The sequence below is a fragment of the Marinobacterium sp. YM272 genome, from assembly GCF_050908845.1.
GTDB lineage: Bacteria > Pseudomonadota > Gammaproteobacteria > Pseudomonadales > Balneatricaceae > Marinobacterium_D.
Map to the genome: position 1 here is coordinate 464541 of NZ_CP194171.1, position 17975 is coordinate 482515.

General features: G+C 52.7%; 9 protein-coding genes. 4 read left to right on the plus strand and 5 right to left on the minus strand.

The genetic code is table 11. From position 1 onward, the window contains the following. The first annotated feature begins 3 nt into the window (after positions 1-3). From brxL to ACQUQP_RS02260, 3 genes are all read left to right on the plus strand, one after another. On the plus strand, positions 4-2091 hold the full coding sequence (gene brxL / locus ACQUQP_RS02250) for a BREX system Lon protease-like protein BrxL (RefSeq protein WP_432697189.1): 2088 nt from the start codon (positions 4-6) through the stop codon (positions 2089-2091). Positions 2092-2168: 77 nt separating this feature from the next. Then, on the plus strand, positions 2169-2477 hold the full coding sequence (locus ACQUQP_RS02255; RefSeq protein ID WP_432697190.1) for a hypothetical protein: 309 nt from the start codon (positions 2169-2171) through the stop codon (positions 2475-2477). Positions 2478-2585: 108 nt separating this feature from the next. Continuing rightward, the gene (locus ACQUQP_RS02260) at positions 2586-3278 is read left to right on the plus strand and encodes a hypothetical protein (RefSeq protein ID WP_432697191.1); all 693 of its coding nucleotides are present in this window, start codon (positions 2586-2588) and stop codon (positions 3276-3278) included. Between the two features lie 234 nt (positions 3279-3512). Here ACQUQP_RS02260 and ACQUQP_RS02265 read toward each other — a convergent pair whose 3' ends face one another. Beyond that, positions 3513-5435, minus strand: a complete 1923-nt coding sequence (locus ACQUQP_RS02265; RefSeq protein WP_432697192.1) for a hypothetical protein — start codon at positions 5433-5435, stop codon at positions 3513-3515. Further along, on the minus strand, positions 5428-9849 hold the full coding sequence (locus ACQUQP_RS02270; protein ID WP_432697193.1) for a hypothetical protein: 4422 nt from the start codon (positions 9847-9849) through the stop codon (positions 5428-5430). Before ACQUQP_RS02270 ends, ACQUQP_RS02265 begins: the two co-directional genes overlap by 8 nt. Before the next feature lie 645 nt (positions 9850-10494). Here ACQUQP_RS02270 and ACQUQP_RS02275 point away from each other — a divergent pair. Continuing rightward, positions 10495-12078: an MFS transporter gene (locus ACQUQP_RS02275; RefSeq protein WP_432697194.1), complete on the plus strand. Its 1584-nt coding sequence runs from the start codon at positions 10495-10497 to the stop codon at positions 12076-12078. Positions 12079-12128: 50 nt separating this feature from the next. Here ACQUQP_RS02275 and ACQUQP_RS02280 read toward each other — a convergent pair whose 3' ends face one another. From ACQUQP_RS02280 to ACQUQP_RS02290, 3 genes are read right to left on the minus strand one after another with little or no spacing between them, the layout of a single operon-like run. Next, a complete protein-coding gene (locus ACQUQP_RS02280; RefSeq protein ID WP_432697195.1) occupies positions 12129-13556 on the minus strand; it encodes an efflux transporter outer membrane subunit in 1428 nt (475 codons plus the stop codon). After that, positions 13553-16675: an efflux RND transporter permease subunit gene (locus tag ACQUQP_RS02285; protein WP_432697196.1), complete on the minus strand. Its 3123-nt coding sequence runs from the start codon at positions 16673-16675 to the stop codon at positions 13553-13555. The genes ACQUQP_RS02280 and ACQUQP_RS02285 overlap by 4 nt, the downstream gene beginning before the upstream one ends. Positions 16676-16688: 13 nt before the next feature. Beyond that, positions 16689-17843, minus strand: a complete 1155-nt coding sequence (locus ACQUQP_RS02290; protein ID WP_432697197.1) for an efflux RND transporter periplasmic adaptor subunit — start codon at positions 17841-17843, stop codon at positions 16689-16691. Positions 17844-17975 lie beyond the last annotated feature (132 nt).

A 17975-nucleotide genomic window follows, 5' to 3' on the forward strand; every position in this document is an offset into this window, starting at 1 on the left:
CTCATGGATGCTCTGGACCAAAAGATTACCCAAGCCTTTGACGGTAAAGTCGTTCGTAAGGATCTCGTTCACCGCATCAAGAAGGGGACAAACGTCCCCACCTTCGTCTTGGAGTTTCTGCTGGCGCGGTATTGCGCCAGCGATGACGAGGCAGAAATCACCGCGGGTATGGAAGCGGTGCTGGAGACCCTGCAGGACAACTACGTGCGCCCCAATGAGGCAAATAAGGCGCAATCATTCGTAGCGACCAAAGGTAAGCACCGTTTTATCGACAAGGTTCATGTGAACTATGTCGAGAAAGATCGCCGTCATTGGGCTGCGCTGGAAAACTTCGATTCACGTAAGGTTGCCATCAGTGAGAAGTTTTACCGCGATAATGACCGGTTGTTGCAGGGCGGTCTGTGGTGCGAGGTGACCATCGCCTACAACGAAATTGAAGATGATGATTACGCATTTTACATTGAAGACCTACGCCCCATTCAGCTAAGCCGCTTCAGTTATGAGCAATACTGCGAGGGCCGTGAGCAGTTCAGCCGTGATGACTGGATGGATGTTGTTCTCCGCTCCGTTGGACTAGAGCCAACAAAGCTTACGCATCGGGTGAAAATGCACTTTATCGCCCGACTGCTGCCACTTGTGGAACCCAACTTTAACTTCATTGAGCTCGGGCCTCGCGGTACCGGTAAGTCCTATTTCTTCAGTGAATTCTCCCCATACTCGACGCTGATCAGTGGTGGCCAAGCCACCAAAGCAACGCTGTTCTATAACAATCAGCGTAAGAAGATCGGCTTGGTCGGTTTCTGGGATACGGTCGCCTTCGATGAAGTGGGCGGTATCAAGGTCAAAGATCCCGATACCATTCAGATCATGAAAGACTTCATGGCCAACGGCCGCTTCTCGCGTGGCGTTGAGGTCATAGCTGATGCGTCTATGGCCTTTGTGGGTAACCTGGACCTGTCAGTTAGCCAAATTGTTAATTCAGAGGTCTACGACCTTTTCCAGCCACTCCCCAAAGAGTTCGACCTGGCAGTGATGGATCGCTTTGCCTGCTACTTGCCCGGCTGGGAAATGCCTAAAAACAGCAGCGAGTTCCTAACCGGCAACTATGGGTTTATTACTGATTACCTGGCAGAAGCCTTCCATTACCAACTGAAGCATACGAATCGCTACGAAGAGGTATCCAAGAGGATCCGCTTGGGAGCCGCCGTTGAAGGACGTGATGAGAAGGGAATCAAAAAGACCGTTGCTGCCCTGGTTAAAATTCTGCACCCATCAACTCCTCCTAGTGATGAGGAGTTTGAAGAATACGTCACTTATGCCGTTGAGTGTCGTCGCCGGGTAAAAGAGCAAATGAATAAGCGCAAAACAGATGATGAGTTTGCGCGTATTAACCTGTCCTACTTCAACACTGAGGGCCGCGAAGTCATCGTTCATTGCCCTGAGTCGAAGAATGCCAGTGCAACTCAAGAGCCTTCTCGCAAAAATATCCACAACCCCGACGAGCTGACAGATATAGATGTTGCTGAGGTCGAAGAAGCTCCTGTAGCTCCTGAGCCTGCTGAGGTAGAAGTGGTTGCTCCTCCAGCGGATGGCGATAGTGGAGCTTTAGTTACTGATGAGCTGCAGGAAAAGCATTTCACTATTCATTACGGCGATACGGGGCAGAGCTATGAGTCCATCATTGGCCCCTACCTGGTCGGCGCAAAAGCCGTCGAGATAGAAGACCCTTATATCCGCGCCACACATCAGGTGCAGAACTTAGTGCGTTTCTGTGAGGCTGTTCTCAAAGCGCCGACGGTTAGGAAAATCGTACTCACAACCAGCTATGACGATGAAACGGATATCAAAGAGCTATCTGAGCGGCTCGAAGACCTGAAGCAGAGCCTCGTTGAGTTAGACATCGAGCTCCAGGTGAAGATCAATGAGAACCTCCATGATCGAGAAATCCGAATTGATAACGGTTGGGTTATCAAGATTGGCCGTGGCCTGGATTTCTTCCAAAAGCCTGATAGCTGGTTTGGTATAGGGGTTACGGATCTTACGTTGAGGAAATGCTTGGAGACTAAGGTCGATATCTTTAAAGCAGATTAAAATTTCAATTGTTGTTTGTGAAGATTTTTTAAAACGTAAGCTTATACAACGAGTATAAATTGGATTGTTTGGAATATATGTTTAAAGATTTAGAGAGTGTGACTTTTATAGAGAATAGAAATAAATATCTTGGACAGGTTCTTGGATCAGAAAAAGATTATTTTTGGTTGTTAGTTCCAGAGTTAAAGAATGTTTATGTGGGTCATCCTGATCGGGTTTTTGAGTTGGATGGCGTAAAATATTTTTCTGTGTTTGATCATGTCAGATCTGTGGACAGCATCCTTGAAAAAAATGGAAACGTCGCATCAGATTTTTTTTGTTACAGTAAAGATTCTGAAAAAATGAAGAAAATTCTTAAAACTTTGAATCTTATTTTTCCAATGTGAATGTATAATTTTATCCATCTTATGGATGATATAGTAGGTTTTTAATAAGTCATCTAATAATCACAGAAGATTTAAAAGATTTCTAGTTAGACCAGGAGGGTTGAATAAGTGGGTAAGTCTTTTGAGAAAATTTGTGATGAGTGTGGTGTCTTATTAAGAATTACAGAGTCACCAAGTGATGGTTGGTTTATATACGAAGTTGATACCGGTTTATTACACGAATGTGGCCAGGGAAATAAAAGTGATATTGAATATATAGACGGACCATTAACAATTAGAACTAATTGTTGGTTTTGTGGTGATATCGTATATTTCTATCGAGCAGATAATGGAGGAATGGCCCTATTTGATAACTTAGGAAAGCCATGGCCTCTACACCCATGCTGGAATACCTACTCGAAATATAGAAATTCTTACCTCAATAAACTGAACGAAACATTGAAAAAGCATAGTCTTTCAAATAGGAGAGGGGACTATGATTTTGTGTCGAGAGGGATAGGAATTGAGAAACCTTCGACAAAAATATTTTTGAAATCGATAGACCATCATGCGTTAGATACAGCAACAAAGGGAATTGTTGATTTGTTGAATAATTATAAGGTCTATCCTAAGGAAACGATTCCATTAAAAAATAGAATAGAGTTTATTCAGGGTGTTAGAACTAAGTTATATAGAAGACTAATATCATTTGAACATAATTTTGACTCCCGTTTTACCGAAAACCAGAGGATGCTAGTTGCTGCAATGGAGCATCTATATATACCTAAGGTTGTTGAGTTGGTTATAAAGTCAGATAACTAGTATGAAATGGGGTATCACTCCTTTAATGATTTTTATTTTTAGGCCACCAAATAAGGAATTAATATGTCAGAGGAACTAGATTAAATGGCATTTAAGTTCTTTAACCTTTTCGCTCAGTATGAATATGCGCTGCAGCCTGGATCCAAAACGGACATCGAGAGTAATGCTACAGCTCGAAGGTAGACGGTAGGCGTAACCACAAATTACGGAGTTCATTGTTGCCGCGTGCACTTTCTAGTGCACGAATGCGGTCAGAGCTGCATCAGCCGCTGCGCAGTGGGGCATTAGTGTCGGCTCAAGCTGAACCAGCTTGCGGATATTGGCGAGGAGCGATTTTGCTGCATTTTTCTCGTCGATTTCAAAGGCAATCTCAGTTATCCACTCTCCGGCAAATCGAGCCCAGTCTTCAAGACTTTCTATTGCTGCTGCAGCGATCATTAGGGTTCGGAGTTCGTGGTCTATTCTAATTGATAGATTTTGCCTACGACGCAAAACGCGAATTAAGATTCGCAGCGCATCGGCGAGCTCAGAGCCTCTAGTCGCTGCAGCTACGATCGCGAGCCCATATATCAGATTGAGAGTTGTGTCATCATCTTCCACTTTCTCAACTAAGAATTTGACTCGGTGGAGAGCCGATGCAGCAAGGTTAGACTGCCCCTCAGGCAGGTCGAATAGTAGAGACGTGTTAACTAATCCATTGAAAGAATCAGCTTCCAGGTGAGTCTTCTCTAAAGCTTCAGTGACCTCCTTGAGTATGTGCTCAGGTATAGGATTCTGAGGGTGTTCCCCACCTTCTAGAGGGCCCGGAAGGCTGGGGAGTGGCCACGGGGCAGCCCCGGCAAGACTTGAGTCAGGTCCAAGCAGGAGAGCTCTCAAAGATTCGCTTTGAATCTTAGCTTCGTTTTTTCTGGCTGCATTTGAGATCCGCCCAATTGATTCGGCGCGGAGTTGCGTAGCAATAACGAAGTCTGGAAGCCAGCGTGGTTCAAGGCGCAGATCGATGAGTGCTTGAGGATAGTATGTATGACATAAACCTGAGGTCTCTGCCCATTCAATCATGCTCTTTGGGGAAGTGTGCGATAGATTGCTTGCACGGACGGCCATTGATGCTTGTGCAATAGCGGCTTGCCTCCGATAAAAGGGCGGGACGTCTTCGAGCAGTCGAGTTTCTGCCAATTCTGAGGCTATCAAGACAATCATAGTGGAGAGTAGCGAGAAGCTGTTTTCATCACTCTCGGGATCTTCCGCGGTAATTTTTTTGACGATTTGTTCAATGAATGGAGCAAGCTCGGGATGATTATCCAAATGACTGAGTGCTATTTCCACCGCGCCTGTAAGTGACATGGGGTCACCATAATTTATTAACCACTGGTAAATTTCTTGTAGCGCCTCGCTGCTTAGGTCATCAATGTCTATGCTTTCTGAAATTAAACCTATCGAGCATAAAAAAAGGGCGTACAGAAAGCCATCGGAGGCACTCCAGCCCTTCAAGCCTGCAATTAGTGGCTTCGCGCCGATCTCAATGTACTCAGCAACAGTTTTGGCTGACCCGAGGTGACCCACTAATTTGCCATAATAATTACGATTACGCGGGACTAATATTCCAAGATCTACTTTGCTATGCGCTAAGTTATTTTTGATAGAAAGTTCTGTGCTGACTGGAGACTGCTCTATTTCGGCCAAGAGCTCTGTAAACTCCTGGTCTGTAAGAGGACGTTCCCTAAGATGGCTTTGCCAATTTTGATAGATAGGGTCTTCTAAATAGACCTTTTTAGCGACCCTCTCGAACCAGTCTGTTCTGGTTATAACGTCATCAGCCAGACCTGAGTGATCTTTGAGAGTATAGGACTGATCGTCAGAGCGACAGTAGAACTTGAGCGTTTCCCCTTCCTGCTTTACAAACACCTCCCAAAGATTATTTTTTTCATCGTGGACGGTAGCCGTTTGATGCTGGGTTTGTAAGGCATTGCGGATACTGTCATAGAGCGAATCGCGCCGGAAAGACGGACCGTCCTCACCCAAGGTGATATTTGTTACAGTCGAGAGAGCAAATTGCGCAAGGAAGGTATCGTCCTCGAAAAGATTCTTCCTTATACGAGGAGGTAACATTTCAAGTACTTGGCTGAAAAGTTCGGGTGTCATTGAGTGATTAGTCATCTTCAGCTCTCTGGTATTTTACCGAAATCTCAGAACCTCGCTTAACAAATTCTTTCGCCCGCTCTACTAAGGTGGCGTAGCTCTGTGGGTCTTTCTCAGCAAGCGGGTTAAGTACACGGCCTTCAAACCAGCGCCAGTAAGCTTCTCGCACTGAGGCGGGTTGTTCTACGGGGAGTAACATTAAACACGAGAGCCAGGCGCGATACTGTTCTATTAGCCGCGCTGTATCTATGTTCGCAAGGTGTGCCCATCCTCTAATATCGCTGAGCTCTAGCAGCCAGTCTGACCTAGTCGCGGCCGCTTGTTCGTCAAAGCCTGGGCCGCTTTTCCACTGATCTCTTATTGCTAGTAAGCAGGCCCTCAAGGTGGCATTTAGCCAAGCTAGCTCTCTTGGTAACTGTAGAGTTTCACTCATACGGATACTAAGAATGTTTTCCCGTACGGCTCTGAACTCAGCAGTTTCTGTAGGGAAGCTATTCGTTACAGGTGTTGCTGAAAGGATCTCAGTAAGTTCCGCAACGTCTAGCGGTATTAGAGCAAAGTTTGCTTGGCGCAAGGTTGTCCTTGCGTCTCGTACCTGTTGCTTTGATATTTCTCCGCGAGCAAGCAAAATGGCTAGAACATCCAGCGTTGAGAGAATGGGCCTGTATGCGGTTTCAGACGAAAGTGTTTTGTGCTGATTTACGTAACGATCGTCGATGACGCCAGCTTCAGCTTCATCCATCAGCTTTAACATGGCTAGTGTGGGGTGCGTCATTACGTCTTGGTATTGGTCCTTATGATCCCCTCTTACCGCCCGAGCGAGTTTAACTTTGCCACTTTCTAGGCCACTGCGCACATGGGAGCGGAGACGATCGACAATAGCGACAACGTCTGCTCCTTTCGCGTCGTACGCGATGAGGGCATCGGCCTCCTGTATTTCATTACGAGATATTACGACCGTGATATTAGCGCGATGCAATTTGGGTAAAAGGTCAAGAAAGTCGAGATGCGAGACTGCGAGATCGTCTAGATAGAGAATAGCCCCATCGCTGATTTCATGTTGGGTCGGCCAGGGTTTCTCCCTAACGTTGAGGGCTGAATATGCCTTCTCGGACTCCGATGAAGTAAGAACCCCTTTCTGAACAAGTTTGTCTACCACATCAGTGCAACTGCAAAGGAATGCCTCGTATGAGGAAAGGTCAGCCTCCTCTTTCATAAAGGTGCTGACCTTATAAACTGGTCCTCCTCGAACCACCAATCGTTGTCTCTCGTCTACATGGGATGAGGCTTCGGCAAGCAAAGTAGCCAGTTCTTCACCAATTTCATGAACAAGGTGTTCCGGTGGTGTGGCATTTCCCTCGAAGGGGTATAGCTGCTTTTCAGATATCATGCGCCTGAGGTCTCTGGCGGCTTCTACCCGACTGGGTTGATGGAACAGGAGTTGTGCCTTTTCTTGGAGCAACCAGCCTAAGGTCTCATGAGGAATAACAATTCTTTCGAACTTTTCGATACAAAGATCCAAGATGCCGAGGAATTCGGTGGTCATGAGGGCTGTTGGATCCATGGCGATGACCTGTGGATCGATGTCGTACGTTTTGCGCGTGCCGCTGAATCCATAGATTAGTGGGCGTCTGCGGACATCCATTTCGCTCAAATTGCATATGGCTGGTCGCAGAAATAGGCTTAGGAGGGTGCGGTTCAGGAGCCTGCCTGCCATAAAAATTGGCATGAGGCCTTGGGCAAGCTGACTGCTGGTATTTATTTCTCGCTCCTGCCAGCTGGGCTTTTGTTCGATTAGATCCTCTATTGACATTGTTTGAACTGGACCTTCGCCGTTCTCCTGTGAGAGGGAAGCCGCTCTTCCAAGCCAATTGCAGACCTCGGGGCGATGTTCCCATCCAGCTTTTGAGGCCTGCTCATAACAGTTCATTAGGACTACAGGATCGTCAGGTGCCTTAATCGCTGCTTCGCGAATAAGCACTTCTCCGCGGGCGGCGCCAATAAGCTGGGCGATGGAAGCATCCCTTATTAGTTCATGCGCCGATCGATCTGCACGGTTGCTCCACTCGCTTTCTACGAAACTCTGGAGTGATTCCCAGTCACCTGAAACGATACTTAGATTGACCTGTAATTGCCGAGCCTCTGCCGAGTCATTTGCCTGGCGCAGTGTGTCTAGTTCTGAACGTGCTTGATCGAGGGTGCCTTTCTCGAAAAATATCTCGGCTTGAAGAAGGTGAAGTTCAGGATACTGGCTAATAAGGGTCGGGTATGAGGCAAAAACTGCTAGTGCGTCATCGAGGAGTTCTTCTTTGTATAACGCAATTACACAGCGACGAGCGTTGGCAATATCACCGGTCTGGTCAAGTAAGAGCCTTCCGTATTCGGCTACCCTCGCCCAGTTCTTCGTCTCTTCGTATGTGTCCACTAGGAGACGCAGATCGGTAATGGATTTGCTTTGCTCATAAATAGCAAGCAGTTCAGCGATAGGATCGTGCCCTTCAGCCTTCGCCAGTTGGTTTCGAAGACGGCGCGATTCATCGTCGGTAAGACCGCGTTCTATAGATTCCTGAAGGCGTACCTGAGCCTTTGCGGTTTGGCCGGATCTCGAGAGCATCTCAATTTCGAAAAAGTAGATACCCTTCCAGTGCAGGTGCTCCAAAAGTTGGTTTCGGTGTTGATCAATGTAGGCTGCGGCGTCCGCGTGGCTTTTTCGTGTGAAAGCAAGGGCGAAGCGCGCAGTAGCTGCATGAAGAGAGGTTCCCCCGCTAAGGGCAGTCTGGCGATCGACCTCTTTTTCCGCTTGCAACAGATCAATCTCGACACCAAATTGAATTGCAAGGTTTAGGCGTCTAAGGAGTGTAGCTGGATCCTTTATGCTAGCAGCCAACTCTTGTTGTGCTTCCTGTGTTGTATCGGGGTCCATGAGGCGAAGCCATAGCCCCCGGTCGTCGGTAAGCCCAGCAATTGACGGCAACTCTAGAGCGTCAGCAACCTCTCGCATATGCTCGAAGAGCCTTGCAGCTGTGCGACGATAAGTAAGGTTCTCTGGCTCGCTGCGTAGCGGAAAACTCGCAGTATCGATCGGAAGGTACTGCAAAAGAGATATACGCAGTTCGTCTGGTACTGCCTGCATAAGAAATGCATTTGCAGATCCAAAGATTAATGCTGGAGTACGATCAAGGTCTTCGCTACTTACCGTCTCTGCAACTTCAAGTGCTGCGCTCCACTCACCACTATCGAGAGCCGCTTGGAGATAAAACAGCTTAGCGTCGCTATCGAGGTCGGAAACTGAAAGCTGGGCCTGTTGAAGCCAGTCACAGGCCTCATGAAACCCCCTTGCTTTTAGGACACAGATATACGCGGCTCCGCGACTGATTGCAGAATTGCTTCCAGCTAGAGAGCCCAGAGCTTTGTCGAGTTGGCCGGAATTGGCTTCTAGAAGGCTCCGTGCAATAACTGCCAGCTCAGTTTCAGGAGATGTAATAGAGTCCAATATTGATCGAGCATCTTCAGGTGCTACAACAGATAGAAATCTTGCACAACATGCGAAGGCAGTATCCTTAGCTTGTTTGCTGGCTGAAGCTAGGCTGCCGCTTCTGAGGTCTTCAACGAGGCTCTGGGTTTGTTCTTCGATGTTGAAAGTTGCGAATAACCGGCTCTTACGCAAATGCTCCCGGCGACGCTCTACTTCAAGATCTATAAGATCAGTGTTAAAGGCTGACACTGACATGCCTTGAGCAACTGAGCGGGTCAGCTCATTAATAGCTGAAGATTGAGATTGGCTACTAGCGGTTAATTCTGCCAGTTGGGTATTGGTTCTATCGAGTGCCTCTACAGTCTGGGCTACCTGAGAGGGGGGGCCAAAAGGGCTGCTAATGAAGTTCTTCAGGTGTCTGTATACTTCAGCGTCTCGGCTGGAGGGTGTGCATATAGTCATGTGACTTTCGTCAACAACGATGGGAAGCTCGGCAACGCCGGGGTCGGAACTGCATGACCAAACAATCTTCCCGGCGGCTTCGGGGAGAGAAAAGCCCCAAATGCTCTCAGATCTCCCTTCGGCGAGAACTAGGTTTTGTAGGTTATTTTGTTGACAGTATTTGCGATACCAGTGATTAAGGTCTCTAAGTTGGGGGTTGTTGAGTACTAGATCGCGGGTTGAAGATGACGGCCGGACGACCAATTTAAGCAACTTTGATAGATTAGCTAATAACGCTCCCCGATGTGGTGTGCCCAGAAAGGCAACTCGCCTAACACGAGAAAGTAAACTCTCAGCCTGGGCACTATGGCCGGAGTCCCGATCTGCGCTGCGAAGGATTTGTTCGACGACAAGGCCACCAAGGCTGTGTGCAACGAAAATGATATTTCCGTGCTCAAGTATTGGTTCTGCGAGAAGAAGGGCCAGAATATTATCTGCGCGATCAGATAGTGGCATGCCATGGCCGCGCCAATTGGTCTTAGCGGCAGGGTACCCTACCAGCCACAGCCCGATTCCAGGGACATCTTCGGCTAGCCATTCTGGCCAAAGTATCGACGCACCGCGTCGGCCGATAGACCAGGTGTTCTCAATATGCCCAGATAGACCGTGAACGAAGATGACATGAGTACTAACGTCATCATAGTTATCTGAAATAGCACGAAGCTCGGCCAGAATGTCCTCCTTAACTAGCTGGTGATTTCGGTTCCATTCAATCTATAGGGAGCGCGACATCGAACTGGATTATCCTCGGCGAAGTATTGTTTGTCACGCGGCAGAATATGACCAGTTAAGGACAAAATCTTGTGATGCCACAGGTTCCGCTCTGAAGAGTAGGCTAAGGGTAGTCGATATGTGGAGAAATGAGAGGAGTCATGCTGAGTGGTAACCAAACCGGTAACCAATAGGTTGAATTTGTTATCAATTCTGCCCTGCATGCCTCGTAATTATTGGATTTATGGTGTCAAATTAAGTGTACAGATCCAGAACATCGAATAACGCTTCCAAGCTTCTACTTCTGCTGCAGGTCCGGTTTTTGCTCGCATAAGATAAGTGCCGCCGAAACAGGCCGGTGTTCCTTAGCAACGCGACCGGACCAGAAGCATGCAGCAAAAACTTATTCAACGTATCAGTCCTATCCTGCTGGCGATCAGCGCCTACGCCGTCAGTCTCAATCTGTTCTTCGTTCTCCTGCCGATCCGTATGAGTGAGCAGGGGATTAGCACCTCCAATATCGGCCTGGCGATGAGTATGTTCTCTGCCGGTGCGATACTGGCGGGCTTGCTTGGATCCCGCACGGTACAAAGGGTTGGCCACATCAGGGCTTTCGCCAGTATGGCGGCCACGCTGGCGATCATCGCCATATGCCACAGCTACGTCGATAACGTCTGGGTGACTGGTTTTCTGCGACTGCTATCCGGGTTCTGTTTCGTCACCGGGTTCATTACCCTGGAAAGCTGGCTTAACGTGCTCAGTGACAAGAGCAACCGCGGGCGGATCTTCAGTATCTACCAGATCTGCGTCGCAATTGGGTTCGGCAGTGCACCATTTCTGCTCAATTTATCGGTCGACAGTGATCCACGGCTATTCGGTTTGATCGGCCTGTTCCTCTCGCTGTCGCTGATTATTATGGCGATGAGCCGGATCCCGGTACCGGAGGTGCCGGACAGCGCCCGGCCAATGTCGCTGAAAAAGCTCTGGTATTACTCACCGTCCGGGACTTTGTCATCTTTCTGCGCGGGTATGATCAGCGCCGCCAGCCTGTCTTTGATTTCGCTCTATGCCTATGAGCGCGGCTTCAGTGGTATCTGGCTGGCCCTGATCCTTGGCTCCTATCAGCTGGGCGGTCTGCTGACGCAGTATCCCACGGGCTGGCTTGCTGACCGTTTTGATAAGCGCACAGTGGCGTCCGGTCTTATGGTGCTGGGTGTTATTAGCAACCTGCTGATCGTCTTCGACTACTTCTATGCACTGCCGGTGCCTATGCTGGTGGGGATGTTTCTGGTTTCCGGCGGTGCCGGGGTGGCGCTGTTCCCGCTGGCGGTTACCCAGGTGTTCGATCATATCGAGTGGGAGGAGGCGATGCCGGCCACCAGCACCCTGCAGATTTTGCTCGGCATTGGTGGTGTGTTGGGGCCGCTGATTGCGGGCTTCTTGATGAGCTCTTTTGAGATTATCTGGCTCTATTACTACCTGATCGCAGTGCACGCTGCCGTGGTTGTTTTCCTGATGGTTCGCCGCCTGTTTATCCGCACCGAGCGGCTTGAATCCACCAGCCCATACCAGCTGACCACGCAGGCGAGTTCAATCGGTGCCTCTCAGCTGGATCCGCGTATGGAGTACAGCCTGGCCGAGATCAATGATCCGGCGCTGAAACTCCTGCTTGTGGCTCTGCGTCAGCATCCGGACGACCCGGGAGAACTGATCCGTACGGCGCTGGATAGTGCAGCCTTGCAGCCGGAGGATGTCGCCACGCAGATGGTTCTGACATTGCCGAAACAGTCCGGCGATCTGATGAAGCAGCTGGTGGACCTGTATCCGGAACACCGCATGGCGATCACACACTCGCTGCACGAGCTATTTGAGCTGCACAAGCAACGCATCAACAGCTTGATCGAAGAGGGACTGCTCAGTGGTGCCAGCGAAGAAGAGGCCCAGACCATCCGGGAGATGATCCAGGCAAGTTAGAAACCCGCCCTGCCCGCAGGGACGCGGCAGGGCAGGGGCGCCGCAGGGAATTACTCCGCTGCCGCAGCGGCATTCTCTGTGGTGCTGTTTTCCTTCCAGCCACCACCCAGTGCCCGGTACAGGTCTATTTTGGACTGCATCAGGGAGAGCTGTGCACTGATGCTGGCCTGCTGGCTGGTCACCAGGTTTCGCTGGGCGTCCAGGCGTGTCAGCATGCTGTCCACACCGTTGCGGTAACGCTGTTCGGCGATTTCGAAGTAGCGCTGGTAGGCGGCTTCGGCACGCTGCTGGCTGGCCAGTTGCTGGGCATAGCCGTCGCGTTGGGCCAGGGCATCGGACACCTCGGTGAAGGCGGTCTGGATGCTCTGCTGGTACTGTGCCAGTGCGATATCGCGGTCGATCTCGGCGGTATCGAGCTGAGCGTTCAGGCGGCCGGCGTTGAAGATCGGCAGGCTGATGCTCGGCGCGAACAGCCAGGTATCGCTGCCGTGGTCGAACAGGTTATCCAGGTCGCTGCTCAGGGTGCCCGCATTGGCTGTCAGGCTGATGCTGGGGAAGAATGCCGCCTTGGCCGCGCCGATATTGGCATTGGCGCCTCGCAGCTGGTACTCCGCTGCCAGGATATCCGGGCGGCGGTTGATCAGTTCGGAGGTCAGACCTGCCTGCACCTCACCGATGGCGACAGCCTGCAGCGATTCGGCCGGCGTCCAGCTCTCGGGAAGCTGAGTGCCGACCAGCTGGGTCAGGGCGTTGCGGTCCAGCCGGGTCAGGCGCTTGTACTGGGCGAGCCTTACCTCGGCATCCTCATAGGAGGCGCGGGCCTGGGACAGTTCCAGCTCAGATGCGACACCGAGGTTGTAGCGTTTCTCGACCAGACTCAGGTTGTCGGCCTCGATATCACGGGTCTCACTGGCCAGTTTCAACTGGTCGTTATCCGCGACGAGGTTGAGGTAGGCATTGGCCACGTTGGCTACCAGGGTCAGCTGGGTGCTGATCCGGGCCTGTTCCTGGGCAAGGAACTGTTCCAGCGCCTGCTGCTTCAGGCTGCGTACACGGCCGAACAGGTCCAGCTCGTAGGAGGTCAGTCCCACGGTGGCGCTGTACTGACTGGAGATGCTGGATTCACCCGCGCCGGAGTAAGTGGTCGGGATACGCTGGCGGCTGCCGCCGCCGTCCGCGGAGATCGACGGGAACAGCTCAGAGCGCTGGATGCGGTACTGGGCCTGGTAACGTTCCACGTTAAGCAGGGCAATACGCAGGTCCTGGTTGTTTTCCAGTGCCAGGCCGACCACCTGCTGCAGGGCAGGATCGGCGAACAGGTCGCGCCAGCCGGTATCGGCGGAGGAGACCTGGTCCTGCTGTTCGGTCTGCCACTCATTGACGCCTTGCGCGTCCGGGCGCAGGTAATCCGGGGCCAGGGAGCAGCCGCCCAGCAGGGCGGCGGCCAGTATCACCGGTAGGGGTTTAATCGTCATCATTCTGCTGTTTGCTCCTCGACATGTGTTGCCCGCTTGGCGCCCGTCAGCTTCATTACGAGAATGTAGAACAGCGGTACGAAGAAGATGGCCAGGAAGGTGGCTGCCAGCATACCGCCGATCACGCCGGTACCGATGGCGTGGCGGCTCTGCGCGCCGGCACCGGAGCTGATCGCCAGCGGTGTTACACCCAGCATAAATGCCAGCGATGTCATCAGGATCGGGCGCAGACGCATGCGGGCAGCTTCCAGCGTTGCCTTGGTCAGGTCCATCCCCTGGTCATACATCGACTTGGCAAACTCGACGATCAGTATGGCGTTTTTCGCCGATATGCCGATGGTGGTCAGCAGGCCTACCTGGAAGTAGACGTCGTTATCCAGTCCGCGCAGGGTCGCAGCGACCAGGGCACCCAATACGCCCAGAGGCACAACCAGCATGACCGCGAAAGGTACGCTCCAGCTCTCGTACAGTGCTGCCAGGCAGAGGAATACGATCAGGATCGACAGCGCGTACAGCGCCGGTGCCTGGTTGCCGGCCTGGCGTTCCTGGTAGGACATGCCGGTCCATTCGATACCCAGGCCCTGAGGCAGATTCGGCAGCATCTCTTCCATCGCCTGCATGGCATCACCGGTACTGTAACCGGGTGCAGCCTGGCCCTGGATATTCATTGATGGCACACCGTTGTAGCGCTCCAGACGAGAGGGTGCGTAATCCCAGGATGAGGAGGCGAAGGCCGAGAACGGCACCATCTCACCCTGATCGTTACGCACGTACCAGTCGTTCAGGTCGTCAGGCAGCATGCGGTAGGGCGCGTCGGCCTGAACATAGACCTTCTTGATACGGCCGCGATCGACAAAATCGTTGACGTAGTTGGAGGCCCAGGCAGTACTCAGCGTGCTGTTAACATCGCTGATGCTGAGGCCGAGCGCCTGTACCTTCTGGTAATCGATATCGATATGGAAGGTGGGCACATCCTCCATGCCGTTCGGACGTACAGCGGTCAGACGCGGATCCTGTGCCGCCATGCCCAGCATCTGGTTACGTGCCTGCAGCAGTGCGTCATGGCCCAGGTTGTTACGGTCTACCAGCATCATGTTGAAGCCGGATGCTGTACCCAGCTCAGGAATCGGCGGCAGGTTGATCGGGAAGATCTGCGCATCCTTGATCTGGCTGAACGCACCGTAGGCGCGGCCAATGATCGCCTGAGCCGACTGGCTCGGATCGGTACGTTCATCCCAGGGCTTCAGGTTGATGAAGGCCAGACCCATGTTTTGTCCCTGACCGGCAAAGCTGAAGCCGGATACGGTGAAATACTCCTGCGCATTTTCTTCCGTTTCCAGGTACGCCTCGATCTGCTTCATGACCTCGATAGTGCGCTCCTGGGTCGCGCCTGAAGGCAGCTGCACCAGCGTCAGGAACAGGCCCTGGTCCTCTTCCGGCAGGAAGGAGCTCGGCAGGCGGTTATAGAGGTAGCCCAGGCCGATCAGCATCGCCAGGAAGACCGCAACGATCCGTTTCGGTCGGCTGATCGTCTTACGTACACCCTGGACGTATTGCTCGTTGGAGCGGTTGAAGAAGCGGTTGAATACGCCGAAGAAGCCCTTTTCACCGTGTCCTTCCTTGGGCGGCTTGAGCAGGGTTGCACAGAGTGCCGGCGTCAGGATCAACGCGGTCAGTACGGACAGTGCCATGGCGGATACGATCGTCAGCGAGAACTGGCGATAGATGGCGCCGGTGGAGCCGGGGAAGAACGCCATCGGCACGAAGACCGCGGACAGTACCAGTGCGATACCGACCAGCGCGCTGGTGATCTGATCCATCGACTTGCGTGTGGCTTCCCTGGGCGGCAGCCCGTCCTCGTGCATCACACGCTCGACGTTCTCGACCACGACGATGGCATCGTCCACCAGCAGGCCTATCGCCAGCACCATGCCGAACATGGTCAGTGTATTGATGCTGTATCCGAACGCGGCCATGACGCCGAAGGTACCGAGCAGTACCACCGGCACCGCAATGGTCGGGATCAGGGTGGCGCGGAAGTTACCCAGGAACAGGTACATGACCAGGAACACCAGCAGGATCGCTTCGAACAGGGTGTTAACCACCTCCTGGATGGAGATCTGCACGAACGGCGTGGTGTCGTAGGGGTAGATGATATCGATGCCATCGGGCACGAAGGGCTGCAGCTCTTCGACGGTGGCGCGCACCGCCTCGGCGGTATCCAGTGCGTTGGCGCCGGTGGCCAGCTGGATAGCAATACCGGTGGCCGGCAGGCCTTTGTAACGGCTGTCGACGGCGTAGCTTTCGGCACCCAGCTCAACCCGGGCCACATCGCTCAGTTTAACCTGGGAGCCGTCCTGCTCGACCTTGATCAGGATGTTCTTGAACGCATCCACGTTTTCCAGACGGGTCTGGGCGATGATCGGCGCGTTCAACTGCTGGTTGGATACCGCCGGCAGTCCACCGAGCTGACCGGCAGTGATCTGCGCATTCTGCGCGGAGATCGCCGAGGTCACATCCGTCGGCGTCAGGCCGTAGGAGGTGAGCTGATCCGGGTTCAGCCAGATGCGCATGGCGTACTGGGCACCGAACACGCGGATCTCGCCGACGCCGGTGGTGCGCGACAGCGGATCCTTCAGGGTGCTTTCGGCAAAGTCAGACAGGTCAGCCTTGCTGTAGGAGCTGTCCGGTGAGTAAAGCCCCACCACCATCAGGAAGGAGGTGCTGGACTTGGTAACGGAGATCCCCTGCGCCTGCACCGCTTCCGGCAACAGCGTCTCGGCCAGTGACAGCTTGTTCTGCGTCTGCACCTGGGCGATATCCGGGTCTGTTCCCGGTGCAAAGGTGAGCGAGATAGTCGCACTGCCGGAGTTGCTGCTGTTGGACGACATGTACAGCAGGTTATCGAGTCCGGTCAGGTTCTGCTCAATAACCTGGGTAACACTCTCTTCCAGCGTTTCCGCCGATGCACCCGGGTAGCTGGCGGAGATCCGCACTTCGGGTGGAGCTATCGTCGGGTATTGCTGAATCGGCAGCGTAACGATCGACAGGGCGCCCGCCAGCATGACAACGATGGCGATGACCCAGGCGAATATCGGTCTGTTGATGAAAAATCTAGCCATGAATCAGCGCTCCTTACTGGCCGTTGCCATTTTGAGCAGCGGCTGCGCCACGCTCCTGGGGAGCCACTTCAGCACCGGGCTGGATCTTCTGCAGTCCAGCCACAACGATGCGGTCGCCGGGCTGAAGGCCGGAGGTGACCAGCCACTGGGCGCCGATGGCGTTGCCGACTTCAACCGGACGTGTTTCCACGACATTGTCGGCGTTAACCACCAGCGTGGTTACAGAGCCGTTGGGCTGGCGGATGATCCCTTCCTGGGGGGCAAGCAGCGCGTTGTCCAGATGCTTGAGTACCACGGTGGCGCGGACGAACATACCCGGCAGCAGCAGGCTGTCGTTGTTGTCGAACAGCGCACGTACGTTAACGGTACCTGTGCCCTCATCGACGCTTCTTTCAGAGAATTTGAGCGTACCGACCTCGTCCAGTCGGGTACCGTCTTCCAGCGTCAGATGCACACTGCGATCGTTGCTGTCACGCTTCATTTTCAGCGCGGTAGTGGCGGGCTGGCGGATATCCACATAGGCAGGAGAGAACTGGCGTACGGTGGCGAGAGCTTCGCTCTGGCCCACGGATACCAGCGCGCCTTCGGTAATGTTGGAGCGGCTGATAATGCCGGAGATCGGCGCGGTGATACGGGTGTAGTCCAGGTTGATCTGGGCGCTCTGCACGGCGGCCCGGGCTGACTGGATCTGTGCCTGAGCCTGCTTCCAGCTGGCGGCAGCGTTGTCGGCTTCCTGGCGGCTGACCGCGGAGCTTTCAACCAGCTTGCCATAGCGCTCTGCCAGCAGCTTGCTGCTCTGGGCATTGGCCTGGGCGACCGCCAGCTGCGCTTTGGCGCTGGCCAGTTCGGCTTCGTACACCGCAGGGTCGATCTGGTAAAGCAGGTCGCCAGCTTCTACCTGGGAGCCTTCCTCGAAGGCCCGCTTCAGGATAATGCCATCTACCTGAGGACGAATCTCAGCGGTACGGTAGGCTGAAACCCTGGCGGCATAGGTATCGGTAATATCGACCGGCTGTTCGGTCAGGGTGACGACCTCGACCTGGGCGGGCGGCTGTTGAGCCCCGGCGTTCTGTTGTTCGCTTGAATCCTGACACCCAGCAAGGGCAAGCAACAGGCTGCTGACGAGAAGCAGCGGCCAGCGACGAGATAAGTTGAAAGCTCTTTCCATGATGTCCTCGTAGTAGAAGCTGGTAGTTTTGCGATCCGCGAAAAGGGGGTATCCGCAAAATGTACTGATATGGATCATTTAAGATAAGAATTTTACATACATTCATGTTTGTATGTAAACTGTCAGCATCAT

Excerpts from the sequence above, each read along its gene's own strand:
- brxL (WP_432697189.1), top strand. The coding sequence starts at position 4 with ATGGATGCTCTGGACCAAAAGATTACCCAAGCCTTTGACGGTAAAGTC.
- ACQUQP_RS02275 (WP_432697194.1), top strand. The coding sequence starts at position 10,495 with ATGCAGCAAAAACTTATTCAACGTATCAGTCCTATCCTGCTGGCGATC.
- ACQUQP_RS02255 (WP_432697190.1), top strand. The coding sequence starts at position 2,169 with ATGTTTAAAGATTTAGAGAGTGTGACTTTTATAGAGAATAGAAATAAA.
- ACQUQP_RS02280 (WP_432697195.1), bottom strand. The coding sequence starts at position 13,556 with ATGATGACGATTAAACCCCTACCGGTGATACTGGCCGCCGCCCTGCTG.
- ACQUQP_RS02290 (WP_432697197.1), bottom strand. The coding sequence starts at position 17,843 with ATGGAAAGAGCTTTCAACTTATCTCGTCGCTGGCCGCTGCTTCTCGTC.
- ACQUQP_RS02270 (WP_432697193.1), bottom strand. The coding sequence starts at position 9,849 with ATGCCACTATCTGATCGCGCAGATAATATTCTGGCCCTTCTTCTCGCA.
- ACQUQP_RS02285 (WP_432697196.1), bottom strand. The coding sequence starts at position 16,675 with ATGGCTAGATTTTTCATCAACAGACCGATATTCGCCTGGGTCATCGCC.
- ACQUQP_RS02265 (WP_432697192.1), bottom strand. The coding sequence starts at position 5,435 with ATGACTAATCACTCAATGACACCCGAACTTTTCAGCCAAGTACTTGAA.